24 protein-coding genes and 1 pseudogene are annotated in these 25,691 nt (G+C 60.2%); 6 read left to right on the forward strand and 19 right to left on the reverse strand.

Annotated elements, in window-relative coordinates:
- Positions 1–163: 163 nt before the first annotated feature.
- The 9 genes and pseudogenes from phoU (KZ772_RS12305) to KZ772_RS12345 all read right to left on the reverse strand — a co-directional run bounded on the left by phoU (KZ772_RS12305) (position 164) and on the right by KZ772_RS12345 (position 9,491).
- On the reverse strand, positions 164–877 hold the full coding sequence (phoU, locus tag KZ772_RS12305) for a phosphate signaling complex protein PhoU (RefSeq protein ID WP_290536846.1): 714 nt from the start codon (positions 875–877) through the stop codon (positions 164–166).
- A 15-nt stretch (positions 878–892) separates the two neighbouring features.
- Entirely contained in the window at positions 893–1,786 is an 894-nt protein-coding gene (pstB, locus tag KZ772_RS12310) for a phosphate ABC transporter ATP-binding protein PstB (protein WP_290536847.1), read from the reverse strand.
- 25 nt (positions 1,787–1,811) lie between these two features.
- Complete coding sequence (pstA, locus tag KZ772_RS12315) at positions 1,812–3,080, reverse strand: phosphate ABC transporter permease PstA (protein WP_290536848.1); 1,269 nt, start codon at positions 3,078–3,080, stop codon at positions 1,812–1,814.
- Positions 3,081–3,096: 16 nt separating this feature from the next.
- Positions 3,097–4,490, reverse strand: a pseudogene (gene pstC, locus KZ772_RS12320) (phosphate ABC transporter permease subunit PstC).
- A 138-nt stretch (positions 4,491–4,628) separates the two neighbouring features.
- A complete protein-coding gene (locus KZ772_RS12325) occupies positions 4,629–5,675 on the reverse strand; it encodes a substrate-binding domain-containing protein (RefSeq protein WP_290536849.1) in 1,047 nt (348 codons plus the stop codon).
- Positions 5,676–6,645: 970 nt separating this feature from the next.
- Positions 6,646–6,819, reverse strand: a complete 174-nt coding sequence (locus KZ772_RS12330; RefSeq protein ID WP_290536850.1) for a hypothetical protein — start codon at positions 6,817–6,819, stop codon at positions 6,646–6,648.
- A 1,332-nt stretch (positions 6,820–8,151) separates the two neighbouring features.
- Positions 8,152–8,544: a hypothetical protein gene (locus KZ772_RS12335; RefSeq protein WP_290536851.1), complete on the reverse strand. Its 393-nt coding sequence runs from the start codon at positions 8,542–8,544 to the stop codon at positions 8,152–8,154.
- 560 nt (positions 8,545–9,104) lie between these two features.
- On the reverse strand, positions 9,105–9,257 hold the full coding sequence (locus KZ772_RS12340; RefSeq protein ID WP_290536852.1) for a DUF3333 domain-containing protein: 153 nt from the start codon (positions 9,255–9,257) through the stop codon (positions 9,105–9,107).
- 87 nt (positions 9,258–9,344) lie between these two features.
- Complete coding sequence (locus KZ772_RS12345; protein WP_290536853.1) at positions 9,345–9,491, reverse strand: hypothetical protein; 147 nt, start codon at positions 9,489–9,491, stop codon at positions 9,345–9,347.
- Positions 9,492–10,519: 1,028 nt separating this feature from the next.
- Between KZ772_RS12345 and KZ772_RS12350 the strand changes: the two genes are divergently transcribed.
- From KZ772_RS12350 to KZ772_RS12360, 3 genes are all read left to right on the forward strand, one after another.
- On the forward strand, positions 10,520–11,074 hold the full coding sequence (locus KZ772_RS12350) for a TMEM165/GDT1 family protein (protein ID WP_290536854.1): 555 nt from the start codon (positions 10,520–10,522) through the stop codon (positions 11,072–11,074).
- A gap of 187 nt (positions 11,075–11,261) precedes the next feature.
- On the forward strand, positions 11,262–11,816 hold the full coding sequence (locus tag KZ772_RS12355; protein WP_063508450.1) for a YaeQ family protein: 555 nt from the start codon (positions 11,262–11,264) through the stop codon (positions 11,814–11,816).
- 69 nt (positions 11,817–11,885) lie between these two features.
- Complete coding sequence (locus tag KZ772_RS12360; RefSeq protein ID WP_290536855.1) at positions 11,886–12,806, forward strand: glutathione S-transferase family protein; 921 nt, start codon at positions 11,886–11,888, stop codon at positions 12,804–12,806.
- A 129-nt stretch (positions 12,807–12,935) separates the two neighbouring features.
- Here the strand turns inward: KZ772_RS12360 and arsH are convergent, their stop codons facing one another.
- The 9 genes from arsH to KZ772_RS12405 all read right to left on the reverse strand — a co-directional run bounded on the left by arsH (position 12,936) and on the right by KZ772_RS12405 (position 21,511).
- The gene (arsH, locus tag KZ772_RS12365; protein ID WP_063508448.1) at positions 12,936–13,646 is read right to left on the reverse strand and encodes an arsenical resistance protein ArsH; all 711 of its coding nucleotides are present in this window, start codon (positions 13,644–13,646) and stop codon (positions 12,936–12,938) included.
- Positions 13,647–13,789: 143 nt separating this feature from the next.
- Positions 13,790–14,818, reverse strand: a complete 1,029-nt coding sequence (arsB, locus tag KZ772_RS12370; protein WP_290536856.1) for an ACR3 family arsenite efflux transporter — start codon at positions 14,816–14,818, stop codon at positions 13,790–13,792.
- Positions 14,818–15,315, reverse strand: coding sequence for an arsenate reductase ArsC (locus KZ772_RS12375; protein ID WP_063508446.1), 498 nt, complete (start codon positions 15,313–15,315; stop codon positions 14,818–14,820). Before KZ772_RS12375 ends, arsB begins: the two co-directional genes overlap by 1 nt.
- A 1-nt stretch (position 15,316) precedes the next feature.
- Complete coding sequence (locus KZ772_RS12380; RefSeq protein ID WP_290536857.1) at positions 15,317–15,637, reverse strand: metalloregulator ArsR/SmtB family transcription factor; 321 nt, start codon at positions 15,635–15,637, stop codon at positions 15,317–15,319.
- A gap of 367 nt (positions 15,638–16,004) precedes the next feature.
- On the reverse strand, positions 16,005–16,718 hold the full coding sequence (phoU, locus tag KZ772_RS12385) for a phosphate signaling complex protein PhoU (protein ID WP_290536846.1): 714 nt from the start codon (positions 16,716–16,718) through the stop codon (positions 16,005–16,007).
- A 15-nt stretch (positions 16,719–16,733) separates the two neighbouring features.
- Complete coding sequence (pstB, locus tag KZ772_RS12390) at positions 16,734–17,627, reverse strand: phosphate ABC transporter ATP-binding protein PstB (RefSeq protein ID WP_290536847.1); 894 nt, start codon at positions 17,625–17,627, stop codon at positions 16,734–16,736.
- Between the two features lie 25 nt (positions 17,628–17,652).
- Entirely contained in the window at positions 17,653–18,921 is a 1,269-nt protein-coding gene (pstA, locus tag KZ772_RS12395; RefSeq protein ID WP_290536848.1) for a phosphate ABC transporter permease PstA, read from the reverse strand.
- A gap of 16 nt (positions 18,922–18,937) precedes the next feature.
- The gene (gene pstC, locus KZ772_RS12400) at positions 18,938–20,326 is read right to left on the reverse strand and encodes a phosphate ABC transporter permease subunit PstC (protein WP_290536858.1); all 1,389 of its coding nucleotides are present in this window, start codon (positions 20,324–20,326) and stop codon (positions 18,938–18,940) included.
- 138 nt (positions 20,327–20,464) lie between these two features.
- Positions 20,465–21,511 carry a substrate-binding domain-containing protein gene (locus KZ772_RS12405; protein ID WP_290536849.1) on the reverse strand — a complete coding sequence of 349 codons (1,047 nt, stop codon included), beginning with the start codon at positions 21,509–21,511 and terminating at the stop codon, positions 20,465–20,467.
- Between the two features lie 297 nt (positions 21,512–21,808).
- Here KZ772_RS12405 and KZ772_RS12410 point away from each other — a divergent pair, with 297 nt between their 5' ends.
- The 3 genes from KZ772_RS12410 to KZ772_RS12420 all read left to right on the forward strand — a co-directional run bounded on the left by KZ772_RS12410 (position 21,809) and on the right by KZ772_RS12420 (position 24,192).
- Complete coding sequence (locus KZ772_RS12410; protein WP_290536859.1) at positions 21,809–22,354, forward strand: TRAP transporter small permease subunit; 546 nt, start codon at positions 21,809–21,811, stop codon at positions 22,352–22,354.
- Positions 22,354–23,724 carry a TRAP transporter large permease subunit gene (locus tag KZ772_RS12415; RefSeq protein ID WP_290536860.1) on the forward strand — a complete coding sequence of 457 codons (1,371 nt, stop codon included), beginning with the start codon at positions 22,354–22,356 and terminating at the stop codon, positions 23,722–23,724. Before KZ772_RS12410 ends, KZ772_RS12415 begins: the two co-directional genes overlap by 1 nt.
- A 72-nt stretch (positions 23,725–23,796) precedes the next feature.
- Complete coding sequence (locus tag KZ772_RS12420) at positions 23,797–24,192, forward strand: acyl-CoA thioesterase (RefSeq protein ID WP_035249705.1); 396 nt, start codon at positions 23,797–23,799, stop codon at positions 24,190–24,192.
- Between the two features lie 234 nt (positions 24,193–24,426).
- Here KZ772_RS12420 and KZ772_RS12425 read toward each other — a convergent pair whose 3' ends face one another.
- Complete coding sequence (locus KZ772_RS12425) at positions 24,427–25,572, reverse strand: TRAP transporter substrate-binding protein (protein WP_290536861.1); 1,146 nt, start codon at positions 25,570–25,572, stop codon at positions 24,427–24,429.
- Positions 25,573–25,691 lie beyond the last annotated feature (119 nt).

Consider the following 25,691-nt stretch of genomic DNA (forward strand, 5'->3'; position numbering starts at 1 on the left):
TTACTCGCCCTCTCCTCTGGAGAAACCTGTCACGTTCGGAAATGCCTGATCGCCTTTCAGGCGATTCCGCGCTACGCGCGGTTCGCCATGCAAGCATAGCTCCTACAGCGGCTTCGTAGCAGGTTTTGCTCGTAGCTGGAAGCTCGTAGCTTGTAGCTGTCTTTTATTTTTTCAGCTTGGCTTCGATCTCATCCACGCTGATGTGGCGTACATCCTTGCCTTCCACCAGGTAGATAACCTGCTCGCCGATGTTGCGGGCATGGTCACCGATTCGCTCGAGTGCACGCAGGGACCAGATGATGTTGAGCACCCGGGTAATGGAGCGCGGGTCTTCCATCATGAAGGTGACCAGCGAGCGCATGGCGCTGCGGTATTCCAGGTCCACCTCGTTATCCTCGGCGGCCACGGCCAGGGCTTTCTTGGCATCGAAGCGGGCAAAGGCATCCAGGGTGTCGCGCAGCATGTTGCGCACATGGTTGCCGATGTGGCGCACTTCCACGTAACCACGCGGAGACTCGCCCTCTTCCGCCAACTGCTGGCCCATGCGGGCAATCTTGGCGGATTCATCACCGATCCGTTCCAGATCGGAGACCGCCTTGGTGACGGCAATGATCAGACGCAGGTCCGACGCGGCGGGCTGACGCAGGGCCAGCACCCGGGTGCATTCCTCGTCGATCAGCATTTCCAGCTTGTCGACCTTGTCTTCCGTATCCAGCACCTTCTGGGCCAGGTCGGAATCCGCATGCAGCAATGCCTGCAAGGCATCCACCACCTGCTTTTCCACCAAGCCGCCCATCTCCATCAGATTGTTGCGGATGGATTCCAGCGCCTCATTGAACTGGGTTGAGCTGTGCTCACCAAAATGCATGCGATCCATTGTGTCTTGCTCCCCTTAACCGAAGCGGCCGGTGATATAGGCTTCCGTCAGATCGTGTTCCGGCTTGGTGAACACGGTGTCGGTGTCATTCATTTCGATCAACCGCCCCAGGTGGAAGTAGGCGGTACGGTGGGATACCCGCGCGGCCTGCTGCATGGAGTGGGTGACGATGGCAATGGTGTAGGACTCGCTCAGCTCGGAGATCAGCTCCTCGATCTTGGCGGTGGCGATGGGATCCAGCGCGGAGCAGGGCTCATCCATCAGCACCACTTCCGGGCTCACCGCGATGGTGCGGGCAATACACAGACGCTGCTGCTGACCGCCGGACAGGCCGGTACCCGGCGAGTGCAGCCGGTCCTTCACTTCGTTCCACAGGCCGGCTTTCTGCAGGCTGTTTTCCACGATCTCGTCCAGGTCGTATTTCTTGTTGGCCAGACCATGGATACGCGGCCCATAGGCCACGTTGTCGTAGATCGACTTGGGGAAGGGGTTGGGCTTCTGGAACACCATGCCCACCCGGGCACGCAGCTCCACCACATCCAGTTTCGGGTCATAGAGATCCTGCCCTTCCAGATGCAGATCGCCCTTTACCCGACAGATATCGATGGTGTCGTTCATGCGGTTCAGGCAGCGCAGAAAGGTGGACTTGCCGCAACCGGACGGACCAATCAGCGACACCACTTCGTTCTTGCCGATGTCCAGGCTGACACCATGGATGGCCTGGTTATCGGCGTAGAACACCTCCACATCACGCAGGCGCATTTTCGGGTTGTCCACAAAGGGCTTACCCACGGTCTGATCGGGATAGGGAGTGTCTTGTGTCATTGCGTCACGCTCGTTAATGGCCTTGTCTTTGGCCGCATCATTGTTGCCCAGGGACGGTTTGTCCAGTTGCTGTGCGGTTTCCATCACTCAAATCCTCGTTACCGGTCCGTTACCAGCGCCGCTCAAGGCGCTTGCGCAGTACCACCGCCAGGGTGTTCATGGTGATCAGGAACGCCAGCAGCACCATGATCGCAGCGGACGCCAACGCTTCAAAAGATTGCTCCGGGCTGTCCGCCCACAGGTAGATCTGTACCGGCAACACCGTGGCAGCATCCATGGGGCCGGCGGGCAGATCGACGATAAAGGCCACCATGCCGATCATCAGCAGCGGTGCGGTTTCACCCAGGGCCTGGGCCATGCCGATGATGGCACCGGTGAGCATGCCCGGCAGGGCCAGCGGCAGCACATGGTGCAATACCACCTGCATCTTCGATGCCCCCAGCCCCATGGCCGCCTGGCGAATGCTGGGCGGTACCGCCTTGATGGCGGCGCGGCTGGAAATGATGATGGTCGGCAGGGTCATCAGCGTCAGTACGATACCGCCCACCAGCGGCACCGAACGGGGCAGGCCGAACAGGCCAATGATCACCGCCAGGCCCAGCAAGCCGAAGATGATCGACGGCACCGCCGCCAGGTTGTTGATATTCACTTCAATGAAGTCGGTGAACTTGTTCTTGGGGGCGAACTCTTCCAGATAGATGGCCGCCGCCACGCCCACCGGGAAGCTCAACACCAGGGTGACGATCATGGTGAACAGGGAGCCGAGAATGGCACCGAGAATGCCCGCCTGTTCCGGCTCACGGGAATCGCCGTAACTGAACAGGGACTGGTTGAACACCATGCGGGTTTCCCCGGAGGCTTCCAGCTCGGCCACCCACTGCTGCTGCTTGGCATTCAGGCGGCTGTCTTCACGCTGCTTTTCACTGGCCTTGAGAAACAGGTCCACATCGTCATCGGCCAGCAACCACAGGGTGCGGGTCTTGCCCAGCAGGGAGGGATCTTCGCGCAGCATATCGCGCAGGGCATAACCGGCGCCGGTGCTCACCAGCTGATTCAGTGCCCGGGTGTCCTGACGGCCTTCCACAGTGGGGAAGCGTTCTGCCAGGGCGTCGCGGATCACCCCCTGATAGTTGCCGTAGTTCAGTTCATCCTCGTCGCGGGGGTCGCTGACATCCAGCACCTCGGCGTCGAAGGTGATCGGCAGCTGGATTTCATACTCGAAGAACGCGCTGTAACCCTTGCCGATAATGTCGGTGAACAGCAGCACCAGGGCCATCAGGCCAATGCCGATGGAGCCGATGCCAAACGCCTTGAAGCGCTTCTCGGCCCGGTAGCGCCGGGCTAGCGTCTTGCGGACTTTTTCCGTGGTTTCGCTCATGGTTTCTCTCCGGCTCCTAGTCGTACTGCTCGCGGTATTTCTTCACGATATGCAGCGCGAAGATATTCATGACCAGGGTAGTGATGAACAACATCAGGCCCAGGGCAAAGGCCGCCAGGGTCTTGGCGCTGTCGAATTCCTGATCGCCGGTCAGCAGGGTGACGATCTGTACGGTGATGGTGGTCACCGCTTCCAGCGGATTGGCGGTCAGATTGGCGGCCAGGCCAGCGGCCATCACCACGATCATGGTCTCGCCGATGGCCCGGGAAGCGGCCAGCAGGATGCCACCCATAATGCCCGGCAGGGCCGCCGGGAAAATCACCTTCTTGATGGTCTCGCTCTTGGTGGCGCCCAGCCCCAGGGAGCCATCACGCATGGCCTGGGGTACCGCAGTAATCACATCATCCGCCAGGGAAGACACGAACGGGATAATCATGATGCCCATCACCAGGCCGGCGGCCAGGGCGGATTCCGAGGCCACATTCAAACCGATGGATTCACCCAGGCCGCGAATAAACGGCGCCACCGTCAGGGCGGCAAAGAAGCCGTACACCACGGTGGGCACCCCGGCCAGCACTTCCAGTGCCGGCTTGGCCACAGTGCGGACCCGGTTGCTGGCGTATTCCGCCAGGTAGATGGCCGACATCAGCCCCACCGGCACCGCCACCAGCAAGGCGATGGCGGAAATCAGCATGGTACCCACGAACAATGGCACGGCACCAAAGGCGCCACCGGAGGCCACCTGATCAGCCCGAAGCGCAGTCTGCGGGCTCCACTGCAACCCGAACAGGAAGTCAGTAACCGGCACCTTGCCAAAGAAGCGGATGGATTCGAACAGGACCGACAGCACGATGCCCACGGTGGTCAGGATCGCCACCGTGGCACACAGCATAAAGAGGGTCTGCAGCACCCGCTCCACCTGCTGGCGGGCGCGCAACTGCGGTGATACTTTCAGCCAGGCCCAGGCGCCGCCGAACATGCACAGCACGATAATCACCACGGTCAGGGCCATGGCGCTGGTCTGGCGCAGGGACTTCAGATTTTCGGCCGCCGCCGCAATGGGGGGCTCCACAAAGCCGACCGGGAGAGCCCCGCTTGCCACGTTCTGAATCTTGCTGAGTGTCAGGTTGTAGCTGGACGCATCCGTCGGCTGCAGCTCTGCCGGCAAACTGGCCAGCACCTGCTGACGGATGATGCTGTCATCAAAGGCCAACCACAGGCCCAGCACCACCAGGGCGGGGATCGCACACCACATGGCTGAACGCATGGCGAAGTAAAACGGCAGCGAGTGCAGGTGACGAATGCCCCCCAGGGGAGGGGGCGGGCCAGCGCGTAGGAGCGACGAAGCCCCACGAAGTAGGCGACCGCCACCATTACCACCAGCAGCAACAGCAGGTTTCCGGTTTGCATGTAGTACTCCGATCGGATTTGCTCAAACAAGATCACCGCAATGATCTTGGTGGAACAAACACCGGTTTTTCAGTGGCGAAAAAGCCCGGTGGCAAACGCCACCGGGCTAAAAGCGTCCCTGCTTTTTTGTTGTTTCCCTTACAACTCTTCACCCGTCATGGACTTCAGGCTGCGGGCCTGCTTGGCCATGCTCTTGCGCAGATCGTCACCCAGCGGGATCAGGCCTTTCTCGCCCAGGTAGCCCTGGTCGCCCCAGGCTTTCTCGCTGGTGAACTCTTTCACATAGCCTTCGATGCCCGGAATCACACCCACGTGGGCTTTCTTCACGTAGAAGTACAGGGAGCGGGACACCGGGTAGTCGCCGGAACCGATGGCTTCGAAAGTGGGTTCAACACCGCCCACGTTGGCAGCCTGTACCACACCGCGGTTCTGATCCAGGAAGGAGTAACCGAACACACCGTAGGCAGCCGGGTTCTTTTCCAGCTTCTGCACGATCAGGTTGTCGTTCTCACCGGCTTCCACATAAGCACCGTCTTCACGAACGCTGCGGCAGATGGCCTTGTACTTGGACTTGTCTTCGTCCTTGATGGCTTTCAACCAGGGGAAGGTCTTGCAGCCGCCCTCGATGGCCAGCTCGTTGAAGGCATCACGGGTGCCGGAGGTCGGCGGCGGACCCAGCACTTCGATTTTCACGTTGGGCAGAGCCGGGTTCACTTCTTTCCAGGTCTTGTAGGGGTTGGCTACCAGCTCTTCGCTGCCATCCGGGTTCGGTACGTCCTTGGCCAGGGCCAGGAAGATGTCACGCAGGGCCAGATCAATGTGCTCGCCCTTTACGGAGTTGGCAATCACGATGCCGTCGTAACCGATCTTCACTTCGGTGATGTCTTTCACGCCGTTGCTCTGGCACAGCTCGAACTCGGACTTCTTCATGCGACGGGAGGCATTGGTGATGTCCGGGTGCTGGGTGCCCACGCCCTGGCAGAATAGCTTCATGCCGCCGCCGGAACCGGTGGATTCAATTTTCGGGGTGGCGTTACCGGTGCGACCGAAACGCTCGGCTACCACAGTGGCGAACGGATACACCGTGGAAGAACCCACAATGGAGATAGTGTCACGCGCCATGGCGGTGCCCGGTACGCTGGCCATGGCCAGTGCAGCAGCGGCACCTGCCAGAGTTGCTTTCATCTTGAAGTTCACAGTTAAGCCTCCTAGTTACATGGCACCGGCGCTTGTCAGGTAAGACCCCACCCCGGTTTTGTTCTTGCAATCTTTGCAAACCAGTTCATGTTTCAGCACCGCGCATGCTAGAGAGAGTTTGTGACAGCAACATTACAGGAATATGGCCCCCCTGTGATCCAGGGCGCCCCATCATCCATCGCTACAGGCTGGCCCTGCCCGGCAGGCCCCGTATAATGCCCGTTTTCTCGGGATTCCCCATTCTGGAACCGGCACCAAGGCCCCTGAGGCAGGAATGAGGAAGCTCAAACAAAGAGTCATCACCAAGCATTAGCTATCGGTGGAGGTGAGCGCTGGCTCGCCCTGTATTCATATATTCGGAAATACACGGATGTATTAAGCTGCTAATATCGCTTCAAGCTGCAACGCGAAGGATTTTGTGACAATCCGAAACGAAAGGCTGCGCCTGAAATTCATTTGACAGCTTGCTGAGAAGTGCTGTGAGCATGCTTGCATGGCGGTCGAGCCTTGGCGGGGAAAAAGGCAATCCACAGTTTTTACTCGCCCCTCTCCTCTGGAGGGAAACCTGTCACGTTCAGATACTGATCGCTTTCAGGCACAGATTCCGCGCCTACGCGCCAGTTCCTGCGCCTAAATAGCTCCTACTGGCGGCTGTGCAGGTTTTCCTCGTGGCTGGAAGCTCTTAGCTCAGCTGCGTACGCGCTATAACGATCCATCCGAGATGTGGCGTACGTCCTTGCCTTCCGCCGATTGCCAGATGGCCGCCGCTTTGCTTGGTGTGCGGGCATGGTCACCGATTAAGCTAAAGTTGCCGCCGGGGACCAGATGATATTGACACCCCGGGTAATGGAGCGCAGGTCTTCCCATCCTTAGCCAGCAAACACATGGCGCTGCGATACTCCAGGGTCCTCAGTTAATATGGCCACATTGGAGCTTTCTTACTTCAGGCGGGCAAGCGTCAGGGTGTCGCGCGCGCAGCATGTTGCGCATGGTTGCCGATGTAGCGCACTTCCACGCTGACGCGGAGACTGCCTCTTCCGCCGGCTGCTGTACGTACTGGGTCGTGCTGGCGGTTCATGCCGATCCGTTCCAGATCGGAGACCGCCTTGGTGACGGCAATGATCAGACGCATAGGTCGACGCGGCGGGCTGACGCAGGGCCAGCACCCGGTGCATTCTTCGTCGATCAGCATTTCCAGCTTGTCAAACCGCTTGTCTTCCGTATCCTAAACACCTTACGGCGGGCCAGAGTCCAGAATCCGCATGCACCTTACAGCAATGCCTGCAAGGCATCCACCACCTGCCACCAGCCTTATCTCATCAGTTGTTGCGGATGGTTCCCAGCCTCATTGAACTGGTTGGGGCTGTGCTCCTCAAAATGCATCACGATCCGTGGTATTATGCTACAGCGAAGCGGCCCGTTGATATAGGCTTCGTCAGATCGTGTTCCGGCTTGGCATTGAACACAGGTAATCGGTGTCATTCGTTCGAATCGTACACCCAGGGTGGAAGTGACGTACGGTGGATGCCGCGAAACCTGCTGCATGGAGTGGGTGACGATGGCATTGTTGTAGGACTCGCTCAGCTCGAAGATCAGCTCACTCGATCTTGGCACGTTAGCGATGGGATCAGCATGAACGGGAGCTCATCCCCTCCATGCCACGCCAGGCTCCGCAATCGTTAGGACAATACAGACGCTGCTGCTGACCGCCGGACCAGGCCAGGCCGCAGCGGTGCGGCCAGTCCTTCCATCGTTCGGGCGGCTTTCACTTACGAAGCTGTTTTCCACGATCTCGTCAGCGGTCATGGCCCCCTTGTTATTAGACCATGGGCCAGCCATAGGCCACGACCGTGTGAATCAGGAAGCTTGGGAAGGGGTTGGAGGCTTTGGGAACTGTATGCCCACCCAATTTTTACGCTCCCACCACATCCAGTTTCGGATTATGAGAGATCCTGCCCTTTGGTGCAGATCAGCGCTTTGCCACGACAGATATTAAGTCAGGCGTGTCGTTCCCTTGCGGTTCAGGTGGCGCAGAAAATTTGGACTTACAGCACCTTGGGGACCGTAATCGGCGACACTTGGTTCGCTTACCGATGTCCGGGCTGACATAACCGGATGGCCTGGTTATCGGCGCATCATTCCTCATCGCGCCGAGGGCGCATTTTCGGGTGTCCACAAGGGCTTCCCACAGTCCTGATCGGGATAAAAGTGTCTTGTATCATTGCGTCGCAAATTAATGGCCTTGTCTTTGGCCGCATCGTTGTTGCTGTTAGGGATGACGGTTTGACTCTGATTGCTATGGGTTTCCATCCTCAAATCATAATTACCGGTCCGTTACCAACGGCGCGCTCAAGGCGCGCGTACACGCCGGAATTGATCGCGTGTGTGTGAACGATCAAGGGCGCCAGCAGCACCAGATGATCGCAGCGGACGCCAACGCTTCAAAGATTGCCAGGGCTGCTTGTTAGATCTGTGCCGGCGGCATAGTGGCGGCATCCATGAAGGGGCCGAAAAAGGCAGATCGATGATAAAATACCATGCCGATCATCAACGGTGCGGTTTCACCCCCAAGAGATTTCGACCATGCCGATAACTTCCGGTGTTTGTGCCCGGCGAATCGGCGGCTTTTGCTCTGTGGTTGCAGCCCACCGTCTTCGATGCCCCCAGCCATGGCCGCCTGGCGAATGCTGGGCGGTACCGCTACCGATGGCGGCGCGGCTGAGAAATGATGATGGAAAGTCGGCAGGAATGGTCCGTCGGCGTCAGTACTGTCCACCTTGCCAGCGGCGCAGGCAGGCGGGCGGCCGAACAGGCCAATGATCACCGCCGGGCCCAGCAGCGAGGTGATCGACGGCACCGCCGCCGGGTTGTTGATATTCGCTTCAATGAGTCAGGTGAACATTCTTCAAAGGAACTCTTCCGGTCAGATGTTGCCGCCTCCACGAATCGCATAGGGGTGACGATCATGGTGAACAGGAAGAGGCGTAAGCGAATGCCCGCCTGTTTCAGCCTGCGGGGAATCGCGCCATGTGAACAGGGACCGGTTGGGCCTTAGCCACGGGTTTCCCGGAAGCTGCGCTCAACCACCCTGTAACACTGCTTGGCATTCAGGCGGCTGTCTTCCACTTTGCTTTTCACTGGCCTTGAGAAACAGGTCCTCAATCATCGGCCAGCAACCACAGGGTGCGGGTCTTCCAACAGGGAGGGATCTTCGCGCAGCTTATCGCTGCAAACAACCACGCGCCGGTGCTCACCGGCTGATTCAGTGCCCGGTGTACGTGGCGGCCTTCCGGTGAGAGCGTTCTGCCAGGGCGTCGCGGATCACTGATAGTTGCCGTAGTTCAGTTCATCCTCGTCGCGGGAGTCACGCGACTCAGCTTTACCTCGGTCGAAGGTGACGGCAGCTGGATTTTCGCGCTAGAAGAACGCTGCCGATGTGTCGGTGAACAGCAGCACCAGGGCCATCAGGCTGGCAATGCCGATGGAGCCGATGCCAAACGCCTTGAAGCGCTTCTCGGCCCGGTAGCGCCGGGCCAGCGTCTTGCGGACTTTTTCCGTGGTTTCGCTCATGGTTTTCTCTCCGGCTCCTAGTCGTACTGCTCGCGATATTTCTTTATATGCAGCGCGAGATATTCATGACCAGGGTAGTGATGAACATCAGGCCCAGGGCAAGGCCGCCAGGGTCTTGGCGCTGTCAAATTCCCTGATCGCCGGTCGGCGGTGACGATCTGTACGGTGATGGTGGTCACCGGCACCCAGCGGATTGGCGTCAGATTGGCGGCCGGGCCAGCGTATCACCGTCATGGTCGCCGATATTTACGGGAAGCAGCCCAGCGGATGCCACCCATAATGCGAGCAGGACCGCCGGGAAAATCTACCTTGATGGTCTGTGTGGGTGGCGCCCAGCTCAGGAGCCATCACGCATATGGGGTGCCGCAGTAATCACATCATCCATGAGGAGAGGCACGAGAACCAGGGATCAATCAGCGTGTCACCAGGCCAGCGGCCAGGGCGCGAGGCCACATTCAAACCGATGGATTCACCGGGCGCGGAGTAAACGCGGCAGCGCCCTCAGGAGGCGGCAAAAGAAGCCGTACACCACGGTGGGCACAGCCAGCACCACGGTGCCGAAGCGTACGGTGCCGGACCCGGTTGCTAAATGCCAGGGCGGGTAATGACATCCGGCCCACCGGCACCGCCTGCAGCGAGCGACCGGCGTCAGCATGGTACCGCGAACAATGGCGCGGCACGCCGAGGCGCCAGATACCTGATCAGCCCGAAGCGCAGTCTGCGGGCTCCACTGAACAGGAAGTCAGTAGCCGGCACCTTGCAAAAGCGGATGGTTCGAACGGGACTACCGGCACGATGCCCACGGTGGTCAGGATTAAATGGCACACATAAAGAGGGTCACAGCACCCGCGCCTCCTCCACCAGCGGGCGCAACTGCGGTGATACTTTCCAGCCGGGCCGAGGGCGCCGCCGAACATCACAACACGATAATCACCACCACAGGTCAGAAGCCATGGCTTCTGAGGTCTGGCGCAGAAACTCAGATTTCGGCCGCGCCGCCCTTGATGGGGGGCTCTGAAGCCGAGCCAGGAGGCGCGTTCTGAATCTTGCTGAGTCGTGGGTTGTAGCGCATCCGTCGGCTGCAGCTCTGCCACCGGCAGCCTGGTAAGCGCCGCCTGCTGATGGATGGTGCTGTCATCAAAGGCCAACCACGGAAGAATTCCCCAGCACCTGACGAGACCTGAGACATCGCTGGTATTCCGCAGGGGCGGGATTGACCGGTGGTGTCTCTGTGTCGCAATCCCGCCCCTCTGGAAACGTTCATGGAAGCTCTACTCAGCTCATTCCTGCTGGTTGGCCTCGGCGAAATCGGCGACAAGACCCAGCTGTTATCCCTGGCACTGATTCTCAAGTTCCGCAAACCCTGGCCGATCCTGGCAGGCGTACTGGTTGCTACCCTGCTCAACCATGGCGTGTCCGTGTGGTTCGGCGACTGGCTGGCCGGGGCCATTCCCGGAGACTGGCTACGCTGGATTCTCGGCATCAGCTTTATTGGCCTGGGCCTGTGGATGCTGATACCCGACCATGACGAAAAAGTGGATGATGATCCCCGCTTCGGCCCCTTCCTGACCGCGCTGGTACTGTTCTTCATTGCCGAGATCGGTGACAAGACCCAGCTCGCCACCATTGCTCTGGCGGTGCAGTTCAAGGATCAGTTCTGGCCGGTTCTGGGCGGCTCCACCCTGGGCATGATCGCCGCCAACTTGCCCGTCATCTGGCTGGCGCACCAGTTTGGCGGCGACAAACTGGAAACCTGGGCCCACCGGATCAGTGCCGGACTCTTTATCGGGTTTGGCGTTTTCGCGCTGCTCGGTTGATGGACTCCCCCCAAGAATGTGGCCGCGAAAACTCTCATGCAGGGTTTGTGCTTAGAAACTCGTCACGCGCGACGCCTGGCACGGTCCAGCGACCACTCTCACAGTGGGCTATCCGACCAAGCCTGCTACAATCCCACCGACCTTGCGTACATGCGTGTTGCATGTACGCCTGTTAGCGAGCAAATTCATGGCCCTGACCGCCACCATTTATAAAGCCGAATTGACCGTGTCCGACATGGACCGGGACTACTACGCCACCCATAATCTGACCGTGGCGCTGCACCCGTCGGAAACCGAATCGCGGATGATGTTGCGGCTGCTGGCCTTTGCCCTGAATGCCCACGAAGACCTGGCCTTTACCCGCGGCCTGTCCAGCACCGACGAGCCGGACCTGTGGCAGCGCAACCCGGACGACACCCTGGAGCACTGGATCGAACTGGGCATGCCCGACGAGAAACGCCTCCGCAAGGCGTGCGGCCTGGCCCGGCAGGTGACGATTTACACCTATGGCGCCCGCGCACCCCAGGTGTGGTGGGACACCATGAAGAACAAGGTGACCCGCTTCAGCAACCTGCACATTGTTCACGTAGACCCGGACAGCGAAGCGACGCTGGCCCCGTTGATGCAACGCACCATGCAACTGCAATGCATGATCCAGGATGGCCAAATCTGGTTTGGCAGCACCGAACAATCCATGGAGATGGGCCTGACAACCTGGTTTGGCGTCAGCCCCCATCACTAAATCTTCACGCTGCGTCCAATGCCTTCGTGTTACTAGTGCAGCCGCCATTTCATTGACAACGGAGACCCCATGTCAGACCTGATTCTGCACCACTACGCCCTGTCCCCCTTTTCCGAAAAGGTGCGGGCCATGCTCGGCTACGCCGGTCTGGACTGGCAATCGGTCACCGTGCGCGAAATGCCGCCGCGGCCACAACTGGCCCCCCTGGCCGGGGGTTACCGGAAAATCCCGGTGGCACAGAGCGGCGCCGATGTATTCTGTGATACCCGCATCATCAGCCAGGAAATTGCCCGCTTGGCCAACAAGCCGGAACTGGTCGCCGACAACTGTGACGCCCAGGTGCAGGAATTTGTCGCCCGGGTAGATCTGGACATCTTTCTGGCCTGCATTATTTCCGCCGGCAACCTGACCCTGCTGCGCAAGGTGCTCAAGGAATCCTCGCTGCTGGATCTCGGTCGCCTGTTGTGGGACCGCATCGCCATGGGCAGCAAGGCCAAGGTGAAAACCAACAGCCCGAAACAGATGAAGCGGATGGTCGAAGCCCACCTGACCGATCTGGAGGGGAAGCTGGAATCCCAGTCCTTCCTGTTTGGCGACAGCCCCAACGCCGGCGATTTTTCCGCCTACCATAGCCTGTGGTTCCAGCGTGATCTGGCGGAACAGCCCCGCTTCAAACGCTACCCGAAAGTGAGTGCCTGGCTGGATCGCCTGCAGGCCTATGGGCAGGGCAACAGCACCCCGATCAGCGCCGACCAGGCCCTGGAACAGGCCCGTGCCGCCAGCCCCCGTGCCCTGCCCGACTCCACCCAGGACGAGGCACTGCTCGGCAAGACCGTGAGCGTGGCGCCGAACGACTACGGCCGCATTCCGGTGGAAGGCACTCTGGTGGCCAGCACCGATGAGCGCTGGATCGTGGCGCGGGACGAGGACGCCGTGGGCCGGGTGCATGTACACCTGCCACGTCAGGGATTTGTGATCCGGGCGGTCTGACGGATCACTCATTCAACCGTTGGAGCCTTGCTTGCCAGGCGACAGGCTTTATTTTGACGCCGTGCCAACGGCTGATCTTTCGCTTTGCGAGCAAAGCTCCAACGGGAACGTCCTGCCATCAGGATCCCCTTACAGGCTGCGCTGATTCACCCGTTTCATTAATTCTTCAGCGCTTTCCTTGCGCTCGGAATAACGGTCGGTGAGGTAGTCGCTGCGGTCACGGGTAAGCAGGGTAAACTTCACCAGCTCTTCCATCACATCGACAATACGATCATAGAAACCGGATGGTTTCATGCGGTCGTTTTCATCGAACTCAAGAAACGCTTTCGGCACCGACGACTGATTGGGGATGGTGAGCATGCGCATCCAGCGGCCCAGCACGCGGAGCTGGTTGACCGCATTGAAGGATTGCGAGCCGCCACACACCTGCATCACCGCCAGGGTCTTGCCCTGGGTAGGACGCACCGCCCCCAGCGACAGGGGAATCCAGTCGATCTGCGCTTTCATGATGCCGGTCATGGCGCCATGGCGCTCCGGCGAACACCACACCATCCCCTCACTCCAGGTCACCAGATCACGCAGCTCCTTCACCTTGGGGTGGCTGGCATCCTCACTGTCCGGCAGCGGCAGGCCGTCGGCATGAAAAATCCGCGGTTCGGCCCCCATGGCCTCCAGCAGACGGGCAGCTTCCTCCACCGCCAGACGGCTGAAGGACCGCTGGCGCAATGAACCGTACAACAACAGGATGCGCGGCTTGTGAGTGGACGGCTGATCCCGGAATACCTTTTCTGTGGTGGGGACCTGGAAACAATCGTTATCGAGATTGGGTAGATCTTTCATCGACGCTCTCATTGTTTGTAGGAGCCCATGCCTGGGGCAAGACCGTAGCGAGGAGCGAGTTTCGGGTTGCGAAAACCGGGGTTCAAACCGTGTTACTCGATCCTCGCAACTTGATCGCCATGCAAGCATGGGCTCCTACAGGGTTACGCAGGATTTTCTTCGAACCAGTGGGGGGTGCGATTCACGATCGCCACCAGCGTCAGCATCACCGGCACTTCCACCAGCACGCCCACCACCGTGGCCAGAGCGGCGCCGGAGTGCAGGCCGAACAGGCTGATGGCCACGGCCACCGCCAACTCGAAGAAGTTGCTGGTGCCGATCAGGCAGGCAGGGCCGGCCACATTATGCTTCAGTCGCAGACGGCGGGCCGCCCAGTAGGCGATCACGAAAATGCCGTAGGTCTGGATCAGCAGCGGGATGGCGATCAGCACGATGGCCAGGGGCTTGGCGAGAATGGTTTCCGCCTGGAAACCAAACAGTAACACCACCGTGGCCAGCAGCCCCATCACGCTGATCGGCTTGAGAGTGTGGACGAAGCTCTCCACTTTCGCCTCCCCCCCTTTTGCCACCAGCATCTGGCGGGTGAGGAAACCGGCGATCAAGGGCAGCACCACATAGAGCACCACGGACAACAACAGCGTATCCCAGGGAACGGTGATATCGCTGACGCCCAGCAACAGAGCGGCAATGGGCGCGAAGGCAAACACCATGATGATGTCGTTCACCGACACCTGTACCAGGGTGTAGTTGGCGTCGCCATTGGTCAGGTGACTCCACACAAACACCATGGCGGTACAGGGCGCCACGCCCAGCAGGATCATGCCGGCGATATATTCGGTGGCGGTCTGCGGGTCCACCCAGCCGGCGAACAGCACCTTGAAGAACACCCAGCCCAGCGCCGCCATGGTGAACGGCTTGATCAGCCAGTTGATCACCAGAGTGAGCAGCAATCCCCGTGGGTTCTGACCCACTTTCTTGATGGCGGTGAAGTCGATCTGGATCATCATCGGGTAGACCATCACCCAGATAAACACCGCCACCGCCAGGTTCACATGGGCGTACTCAAACGCCGCCACCGCTTGAAAAAGCGGCGGCACCGCCAGCCCCAGGCCAACCCCGGCGATAATCGCCAGCCCCACCCAGACGCTCAGGTAACGTTCGAAAAACGGCATCAGTGGCCACCCAGTTCCCGGTGGATTTTTTCGCCGCAGGCCACCAAGCCGTTCTCATTGAGTTCATCCAGGGACACGGCAAACAGCGCCTGAAGACGTTGCTCCAGCTGCTGGTAGGTCGCCTCGAAGGCCGCGGCAATCTCCTCGTCTGTGCCTTGCGCATGCGCCGGGTCCGGCAGCCCCCAATGCAGTTTCGGCACATCGCCCAGCCACACCGGGCAGGCTTCCCCGGCAGCGCTGTCGCAGACGGTAATAATCAGATCAATCTCTTCATCGGCCAGATCGTCCATGGACTTGGAGGCCGGGTTTGCCGCGGTAATGCCGTGACGGGCCAGCACTGCCAGCGCACCCGGATTGACCTGACCGGTAGGATGACTACCGGCACTGAGACCCCGAAAGCGGCCTTGGCCCAGCGCATTGATCAATGCTTCGCCGATGATCGAACGACAGGAGTTGCCGGTGCACAGCACCAGAATCGTCATGGGTTGTAGTGGCATGTCAGTTCTCACAGCAGGCAGAAACGGGAAGGGTCAGGGACAACGCCTGGCAGGCCGGCGGGACCAGGCTTGCCAGGGTCTGTTGGGCCCAGTCAGGCAACTCCGGATTGATGCGGTAATGCATCCAGGTACCCTGCCGCCGCGCCACCACCAGCTGGCACTGGCGCAGCTGGGCCAGGTGTCGCGACACGGTGGACTGCGGCGCACTGATGGCCTCCACCAGATCACAGACACAGACCTCGCCCTGACCGTGCAACAGGCAGACCAGGCTCAGGCGAAGGTCATCGCCGAGGCATTTGCACAGCTGGGTGGGAGTGAGCATGGCTCGCCCTGTATTCGTATATTCGGAAATACGGATATTAAAGCTGCAAGCGACAAGCTTCAAGCTGCAACGCGGGAAAGTTTTGTGACAATCCCCGAAACGAAAAAGGCCGCGCCTGAAAGTCAGGCACGGCCTTTGAAGGATGCTGTAGGAGCTATGCTTGCATGGCGAATCCGAGCCTTGGCGAGGAAAAAGCGGTGCAGTTTACTCGCCCTCTCCTCTGGAGAAACCTGTCACGTTCGGAAATGCCTGATCGCCTTTCAGGCGATTCCGCGCTACGCGCGGTTCGCCATGCAAGCATAGCTCCTACAGCGGCTTCGTAGCAGGTTTTCCTCGTAGCTGGAAGCTCGTAGCTCGCAGCTGTCCTTTACTTCTTCAGCTTGGCTTCGATCTCATCCACGCTGATGTGGCGTACATCCTTGCCTTCCACCAGGTAGATAACCTGCTCGCCGATGTTGCGGGCATGGTCACCGATTCGCTCGAGTGCACGCAGGGACCAGATGATGTTGAGCACCCGGGTAATGGAGCGCGGGTCTTCCATCATGAAGGTGACCAGCGAGCGCATGGCGCTGCGGTATTCCAGGTCCACCTCGTTATCCTCGGCGGCCACGGCCAGGGCTTTCTTGGCATCGAAGCGGGCAAAGGCATCCAGGGTGTCGCGCAGCATGTTGCGCACATGGTTGCCGATGTGGCGCACTTCCACGTAACCACGCGGAGACTCGCCCTCTTCCGCCAACTGCTGGCCCATGCGGGCAATCTTGGCGGATTCATCACCGATCCGTTCCAGATCGGAGACCGCCTTGGTGACGGCAATGATCAGACGCAGGTCCGACGCGGCGGGCTGACGCAGGGCCAGCACCCGGGTGCATTCCTCGTCGATCAGCATTTCCAGCTTGTCGACCTTGTCTTCCGTATCCAGCACCTTCTGGGCCAGGTCGGAATCCGCATGCAGCAATGCCTGCAAGGCATCCACCACCTGCTTTTCCACCAAGCCGCCCATCTCCATCAGATTGTTGCGGATGGATTCCAGCGCCTCATTGAACTGGGTTGAGCTGTGCTCACCAAAATGCATGCGATCCATTGTGTCTTGCTCCCCTTAACCGAAGCGGCCGGTGATATAGGCTTCCGTCAGATCGTGTTCCGGCTTGGTGAACACGGTGTCGGTGTCATTCATTTCGATCAACCGCCCCAGGTGGAAGTAGGCGGTACGGTGGGATACCCGCGCGGCCTGCTGCATGGAGTGGGTGACGATGGCAATGGTGTAGGACTCGCTCAGCTCGGAGATCAGCTCCTCGATCTTGGCGGTGGCGATGGGATCCAGCGCGGAGCAGGGCTCATCCATCAGCACCACTTCCGGGCTCACCGCGATGGTGCGGGCAATACACAGACGCTGCTGCTGACCGCCGGACAGGCCGGTACCCGGCGAGTGCAGCCGGTCCTTCACTTCGTTCCACAGGCCGGCTTTCTGCAGGCTGTTTTCCACGATCTCGTCCAGGTCGTATTTCTTGTTGGCCAGACCATGGATACGCGGCCCATAGGCCACGTTGTCGTAGATCGACTTGGGGAAGGGGTTGGGCTTCTGGAACACCATGCCCACCCGGGCACGCAGCTCCACCACATCCAGTTTCGGGTCATAGAGATCCTGCCCTTCCAGATGCAGATCGCCCTTTACCCGACAGATATCGATGGTGTCGTTCATGCGGTTCAGGCAGCGCAGAAAGGTGGACTTGCCGCAACCGGACGGACCAATCAGCGACACCACTTCGTTCTTGCCGATGTCCAGGCTGACACCATGGATGGCCTGGTTATCGGCGTAGAACACCTCCACATCACGCAGGCGCATTTTCGGGTTGTCCACAAAGGGCTTACCCACGGTCTGATCGGGATAGGGAGTGTCTTGTGTCATTGCGTCACGCTCGTTAATGGCCTTGTCTTTGGCCGCATCATTGTTGCCCAGGGACGGTTTGTCCAGTTGCTGTGCGGTTTCCATCACTCAAATCCTCGTTACCGGTCCGTTACCAGCGCCGCTCAAGGCGCTTGCGCAGTACCACCGCCAGGGTGTTCATGGTGATCAGGAACGCCAGCAGCACCATGATCGCAGCGGACGCCAACGCTTCAAAAGATTGCTCCGGGCTGTCCGCCCACAGGTAGATCTGTACCGGCAACACCGTGGCAGCATCCATGGGGCCGGCGGGCAGATCGACGATAAAGGCCACCATGCCGATCATCAGCAGCGGTGCGGTTTCACCCAGGGCCTGGGCCATGCCGATGATGGCACCGGTGAGCATGCCCGGCAGGGCCAGCGGCAGCACATGGTGCAATACCACCTGCATCTTCGATGCCCCCAGCCCCATGGCCGCCTGGCGAATGCTGGGCGGTACCGCCTTGATGGCGGCGCGGCTGGAAATGATGATGGTCGGCAGGGTCATCAGCGTCAGTACGATACCGCCCACCAGCGGCACCGAACGGGGCAGGCCGAACAGGCCAATGATCACCGCCAGGCCCAGCAAGCCGAAGATGATCGACGGCACCGCCGCCAGGTTGTTGATATTCACTTCAATGAAGTCGGTGAACTTGTTCTTGGGGGCGAACTCTTCCAGATAGATGGCCGCCGCCACGCCCACCGGGAAGCTCAACACCAGGGTGACGATCATGGTGAACAGGGAGCCGAGAATGGCACCGAGAATGCCCGCCTGTTCCGGCTCACGGGAATCGCCGTAACTGAACAGGGACTGGTTGAACACCATGCGGGTTTCCCCGGAGGCTTCCAGCTCGGCCACCCACTGCTGCTGCTTGGCATTCAGGCGGCTGTCTTCACGCTGCTTTTCACTGGCCTTGAGAAACAGGTCCACATCGTCATCGGCCAGCAACCACAGGGTGCGGGTCTTGCCCAGCAGGGAGGGATCTTCGCGCAGCATATCGCGCAGGGCATAACCGGCGCCGGTGCTCACCAGCTGATTCAGTGCCCGGGTGTCCTGACGGCCTTCCACAGTGGGGAAGCGTTCTGCCAGGGCGTCGCGGATCACCCCCTGATAGTTGCCGTAGTTCAGTTCATCCTCGTCGCGGGGGTCGCTGACATCCAGCACCTCGGCGTCGAAGGTGATCGGCAGCTGGATTTCATACTCGAAGAACGCGCTGTAACCCTTGCCGATAATGTCGGTGAACAGCAGCACCAGGGCCATCAGGCCAATGCCGATGGAGCCGATGCCAAACGCCTTGAAGCGCTTCTCGGCCCGGTAGCGCCGGGCTAGCGTCTTGCGGACTTTTTCCGTGGTTTCGCTCATGGTTTCTCTCCGGCTCCTAGTCGTACTGCTCGCGGTATTTCTTCACGATATGCAGCGCGAAGATATTCATGACCAGGGTAGTGATGAACAACATCAGGCCCAGGGCAAAGGCCGCCAGGGTCTTGGCGCTGTCGAATTCCTGATCGCCGGTCAGCAGGGTGACGATCTGTACGGTGATGGTGGTCACCGCTTCCAGCGGATTGGCGGTCAGATTGGCGGCCAGGCCAGCGGCCATCACCACGATCATGGTCTCGCCGATGGCCCGGGAAGCGGCCAGCAGGATGCCACCCATAATGCCCGGCAGGGCCGCCGGGAAAATCACCTTCTTGATGGTCTCGCTCTTGGTGGCGCCCAGCCCCAGGGAGCCATCACGCATGGCCTGGGGTACCGCAGTAATCACATCATCCGCCAGGGAAGACACGAACGGGATAATCATGATGCCCATCACCAGGCCGGCGGCCAGGGCGGATTCCGAGGCCACATTCAAACCGATGGATTCACCCAGGCCGCGAATAAACGGCGCCACCGTCAGGGCGGCAAAGAAGCCGTACACCACGGTGGGCACCCCGGCCAGCACTTCCAGTGCCGGCTTGGCCACAGTGCGGACCCGGTTGCTGGCGTATTCCGCCAGGTAGATGGCCGACATCAGCCCCACCGGCACCGCCACCAGCAAGGCGATGGCGGAAATCAGCATGGTACCCACGAACAATGGCACGGCACCAAAGGCGCCACCGGAGGCCACCTGATCAGCCCGAAGCGCAGTCTGCGGGCTCCACTGCAACCCGAACAGGAAGTCAGTAACCGGCACCTTGCCAAAGAAGCGGATGGATTCGAACAGGACCGACAGCACGATGCCCACGGTGGTCAGGATCGCCACCGTGGCACACAGCATAAAGAGGGTCTGCAGCACCCGCTCCACCTGCTGGCGGGCGCGCAACTGCGGTGATACTTTCAGCCAGGCCCAGGCGCCGCCGAACATGCACAGCACGATAATCACCACGGTCAGGGCCATGGCGCTGGTCTGGCGCAGGGACTTCAGATTTTCGGCCGCCGCCGCAATGGGGGGCTCCACAAAGCCGACCGGGAGAGCCCCGCTTGCCACGTTCTGAATCTTGCTGAGTGTCAGGTTGTAGCTGGACGCATCCGTCGGCTGCAGCTCTGCCGGCAAACTGGCCAGCACCTGCTGACGGATGATGCTGTCATCAAAGGCCAACCACAGGCCCAGCACCACCAGGGCGGGGATCGCACACCACATGGCTGAACGCATGGCGAAGTAAAACGGCAGCGAGTGCAGGTGACGAATGCCCCCCAGGGGGCGGGCCAGCGCGTAGGAGCGACGAAGCCCCACGAAGTAGGCGACCGCCACCATTACCACCAGCAGCAACAGCAGGTTTCCGGTTTGCATGTAGTACTCCGATCGGATTTGCTCAAACAAGATCACCGCAATGATCTTGGTGGAACAAACACCGGTTTTTCAGTGGCGAAAAAGCCCGGTGGCAAACGCCACCGGGCTAAAAGCGTCCCTGCTTTTTTGTTGTTTCCCTTACAACTCTTCACCCGTCATGGACTTCAGGCTGCGGGCCTGCTTGGCCATGCTCTTGCGCAGATCGTCACCCAGCGGGATCAGGCCTTTCTCGCCCAGGTAGCCCTGGTCGCCCCAGGCTTTCTCGCTGGTGAACTCTTTCACATAGCCTTCGATGCCCGGAATCACACCCACGTGGGCTTTCTTCACGTAGAAGTACAGGGAGCGGGACACCGGGTAGTCGCCGGAACCGATGGCTTCGAAAGTGGGTTCAACACCGCCCACGTTGGCAGCCTGTACCACACCGCGGTTCTGATCCAGGAAGGAGTAACCGAACACACCGTAGGCAGCCGGGTTCTTTTCCAGCTTCTGCACGATCAGGTTGTCGTTCTCACCGGCTTCCACATAAGCACCGTCTTCACGAACGCTGCGGCAGATGGCCTTGTACTTGGACTTGTCTTCGTCCTTGATGGCTTTCAACCAGGGGAAGGTCTTGCAGCCGCCCTCGATGGCCAGCTCGTTGAAGGCATCACGGGTGCCGGAGGTCGGCGGCGGACCCAGCACTTCGATTTTCACGTTGGGCAGAGCCGGGTTCACTTCTTTCCAGGTCTTGTAGGGGTTGGCTACCAGCTCTTCGCTGCCATCCGGGTTCGGTACGTCCTTGGCCAGGGCCAGGAAGATGTCACGCAGGGCCAGATCAATGTGCTCGCCCTTTACGGAGTTGGCAATCACGATGCCGTCGTAACCGATCTTCACTTCGGTGATGTCTTTCACGCCGTTGCTCTGGCACAGCTCGAACTCGGACTTCTTCATGCGACGGGAGGCATTGGTGATGTCCGGGTGCTGGGTGCCCACGCCCTGGCAGAATAGCTTCATGCCGCCGCCGGAACCGGTGGATTCAATTTTCGGGGTGGCGTTACCGGTGCGACCGAAACGCTCGGCTACCACAGTGGCGAACGGATACACCGTGGAAGAACCCACAATGGAGATAGTGTCACGCGCCATGGCGGTGCCCGGTACGCTGGCCATGGCCAGTGCAGCAGCGGCACCTGCCAGAGTTGCTTTCATCTTGAAGTTCACAGTTAAGCCTCCTAGTTACATGGCACCGGCGCTTGTCAGGTAAGACCCCACCCCGGTTTTGTTCTTGCAATCTTTGCAAACCAGTTCATGTTTCAGCACCGCGCATGCTAGAGAGAGTTTGTGACAGCAACATTACAGGAATATGGCCCCCCTGTGATCCAGGGCGCCCCATCATCCATCGCTACAGGCTGGCCCTGCCCGGCAGGCCCCGTATAATGCCCGTTTTCTCGGGATTCCCCATTCTGGAACCGGCACCAAGGCCCCTTTGAGGCCCACAGGCTTTGTATGACACAACAACTATTACGCTGGCAGCAACGCCTTACCGGCTTTACCACCCTGGTGGGCCGCAGCAGCGCCTGGCTGGCCCTGCTACTGGTGTTGGGCATGGTACTGGTGGTGGTGCTGCGTTACGGCTTCGGCATCGGCAATATCGCCCTGCAGGAATCACTCACCTACCTGCACGGCAGCCTCTTTATGTTGGGAATTGCCTATACCCTGGCCGAGGACGAGCACGTGCGCGTGGATGTGCTATATCAACGCTTCAGCCCCCGGGGCCGGGCCTGGGTCAATCTGCTGGGCACCCTGTTTCTGCTGTTGCCGGTCTGTGCAGCGATTTTCTGGCTGTCGCTGGACTATGTGGCCAGTAGCTGGCGCGAGCAGGAAGCCTCCGCCAATGGCGGCTTGCCCTTTGTCTATCTACTGAAAACCCTGCTGCTGATCCTGCCTGGCCTGCTCACCGTGCAGGCCCTGGCGGAACTGTTGCGCCACGGCCTGACCCTGCTGGGGGTGGCTCCGCCTGCTTCCCAGGACCACCCCGGGGAGGGCCTGTGATGGAATGGATTCCCCTGCTCATGTTTGTGGTGGTATGCCTGGTGCTGCTCAGCGGTTACCCGGTGGCCTTTGTGCTGGGCGGCACCGCGCTGCTGTTCGCCGCCGCCGGCATGGTGACCGGCACGTTCAGTCCGGCGGATCTGACCTTTGTGCCAAACCGGCTGTTCGGCATCATCGACAACACCACTCTGATGGCGGTGCCCCTGTTCGTGTTCATGGGGGTCATGCTGGAGAAATCACGGGTGGCGGAAAAGCTGCTGGCCAGCATGGGCCAGGTATTCGGCGGCCTGCCCGGCGGCATGGGCGTGGCCATCATTCTGGTGGGCGCCCTGCTTGCCGCCAGCACCGGCATTGTCGGGGCTACCGTGGTGACCATGGGCCTGCTGTCCTTGCCCACCATGCTGCGCCAGGGGTATCAGCCGCAACTGTCCACCGGGCTGATCTGCGCCACCGGCACCCTGGGGCAGATCATCCCGCCTTCCATTGCCCTGGTGCTGCTGGGTGATGTGCTCGCCAACGCCTATCAGGAAGCCCAGCTCAAACAGGGGCTATGGTCGCTGGATACGGTCTCGGTGGGCGATCTGTTTGTGGGCGCGCTGATTCCCGGCCTGATTCTGGTGGGTCTGTATCTTTTGTATGTTGTGGCCATCAGCCTGCTGAAACCCGAATGGGCGCCGGCGTTTCAGGCCCGCGAGGGCGAACCGCACGGCTGGCGGCCCCTGCTGGGCGGCCTGATTCCGCCGCTACTGCTGATTGCGGCGGTGCTGGGCTCCATTCTCACCGGCAAGGCCACCCCCACTGAAGCCGCCGGTGTCGGCGCCTTCGGTTCCCTGCTGCTGGCCGCCGGCAACCGCCACCTGAACGGGCAGATTCTCGGCCAGGTGGTGCGCGCCACCAGTCGGGTCACCGCCATGGTGTTCATGATCCTGATCGGCGCCAGCCTGTTCTCCCTGGTGTTTCGCGGTTTCGGCGGCGAGGAAGCGGTGCATGCCCTGTTCGAAAGCCTGCCCGGCGGGGTGATCGGCGCCACCCTGCTGGTGATGCTGTTGATCTTCTTGCTCGGCTTTATCCTCGACTTTATCGAGATTACCTTTGTGGTGGTGCCCATTGTCGGCCCGGTACTGCTGGCCATGGGGCTGGACCCGATCTGGCTGGGGGTAATGATCGCCCTGAACTTGCAAACCAGCTTTCTGACTCCCCCCTTCGGGTTTGCCCTGTTTTACCTGCGCGGCGTGGCACCGCCAGAGGTAAAAACCACGCAAATTTACCAGGGCGTGATACCTTTTATCCTTATCCAGCTGCTGATGCTGGGTATACTGGCGCTGTTCCCGGAACTGGCCACCTGGCTCCCCGATCAACTGTACGGGTAAATGAACTACGGAGGCTGTGAATAGACCCCCAGCAGGCTCTAACACCGGCTCAAAATATTACGGATAACAAACATGACCGATAACACCGACGACATGCCCCAGCCCATCGGCACCCTGGCTATTCAGACCATTGCCATGCCGCAGAGCGCCAACTGGAATGGCGATATCTTTGGTGGCTGGCTGGTATCGCAGATGGATCTGGCCGGTGCTGTCACCGCCCGCAAGAAAGCCCGTGGCCGGGTAGCCACCGTGGCCATTGATTCCATGGCCTTCCTGCGCCCGGTGCCCGTGGGTGCCGTGGTCAGCTGCTATACCCAGTTGCAGGATGTGGGTCGCAGTTCCATGCAGATTCTGGTGGAAGTATGGATCCGCGAAGACACCGGCACCCTGTCGAAAGTGACCGAAGGGCATTTCACCTTCGTGGCCATTGATGACACCGGGCGGACCCGGGCGGTGCCGAGGGATTAGCCGAGGCCTGCCGTTTGGTTATCGCGCCGCCAGCGACGCTCCTACGGTTGGGGTTCGGCTTTCTGTAGGAGCACCGCTTGAGGTGCGAACCGAGCGTAGCGAGGCGACGAAGATTCTACTTCTGCCGCCGTTTCTGGATTGACCTGTCGAGCCCTGATATTCCTGATCGCCCTGCGGGCGATTTCCGCGCAAGCGCGGTTCGCCATGCAAGCATAGCTCCTACAGCGGCTCCGCTCAGCCCTTGGCGAGTTCGCTGCGGATGTTCATATACGACTGCTCTGCCACCTCCATGTATTCCACCGATTCGTCGCGGAATTTGCGGTAGGACTCGTACACCTTGCGTGCGTCGCTGTTGTCCGCCACCAGGGCGTCGATGACTTCGTCGCTGGCCTCCTTCAGGGCCTTGAGCACATCATCCGGCAGACGACGCAGTTTCACCCCATGCTTGTTGACCAGCTCCTGGAGCGCCGCGTTGTTCTGGGCGGTGTACTCGTCGAGCATGTCCTGGTTTTCCGACTGGGCGGCGTAGCGGATGATCGCCTGCAGGTCCGCCGGCAGGCTGTCCCATACCGTCTTGTTGATGGTCAGCTCCAGGGTCGGGCCCGGCTCCTGCCAACCCGGGTAATAGTAGTACTCGGCTACCCGGTGCAGGCCAAAGGTCAGGTCGTTGTAGGGGCCTACCCAGTCCGCCGCATCAATGGCACCGGTCTGCAGGGAGGTGAACACTTCGGCACCGGGCAACTGCACCGGGGTCGCGCCGACCTTGCCCAGCACTTCGCCGGCCAGCCCGGGCATGCGCATCTTGAGGCCTTTCAGGTCCTCGATGCTGTTGATTTCCTTGTTGAACCAGCCGGCCATCTGGGTGCCGGTATTGCCACAGGCAAAAGGCTTCAGGTTGAACTGGGCGTACAGGTCGTCCCACAGCTTTTGACCACCGCCATGGTGCAACCAGCCGTTCATTTCCTGGGCGGTGAGCCCGAAGGGCACGGCGGTAAAGAAGGGCGTGGCCGGGTGCTTGCCTTTCCAGTAGTAGGCGGCGCCATGCCCCATTTCGGCGCTACCCTGGCGGACCGCATCGAACACTTCAAAGGCGGGTACCAGTTCCTTGGCGCCGTACACCTTGATCTTGATCCGCCCGGCGGACATTTCTTCCACGCGCTTGGCAAAGCGGTTGGCGCCAGCACCCAGGCCCGGGTAGTTCTTCGGCCAGGTGGTGACCATCTTCCATTCGTAGGTCTGCTGGACCGGGCCTTTCTTTTCCGGTTCCGGCGTTACCGTCGCGCCACCCTCGGTGGGCGGGCAATCTTTCTTTTCACAACCGGCCAATGCCAGGCCGCCCAGCCCCAGTCCGAGGGCGGACACGAATTTACGACGATCCAAGAGTCATCCTCCATCATTGGGCAGCAGTAAACGGCCACCCCATTGTTCTTGTCTACGGGTCGGACGTCTGACGACGGAAGTCAGACGCAACAACACATCCCGTACCAAATTGTTATCTC

This window comes from Alcanivorax sp. (assembly GCF_019431375.1).
In the GTDB taxonomy this organism is placed as follows: Bacteria; Pseudomonadota; Gammaproteobacteria; order Pseudomonadales; family Alcanivoracaceae; genus Alcanivorax; species Alcanivorax jadensis_A.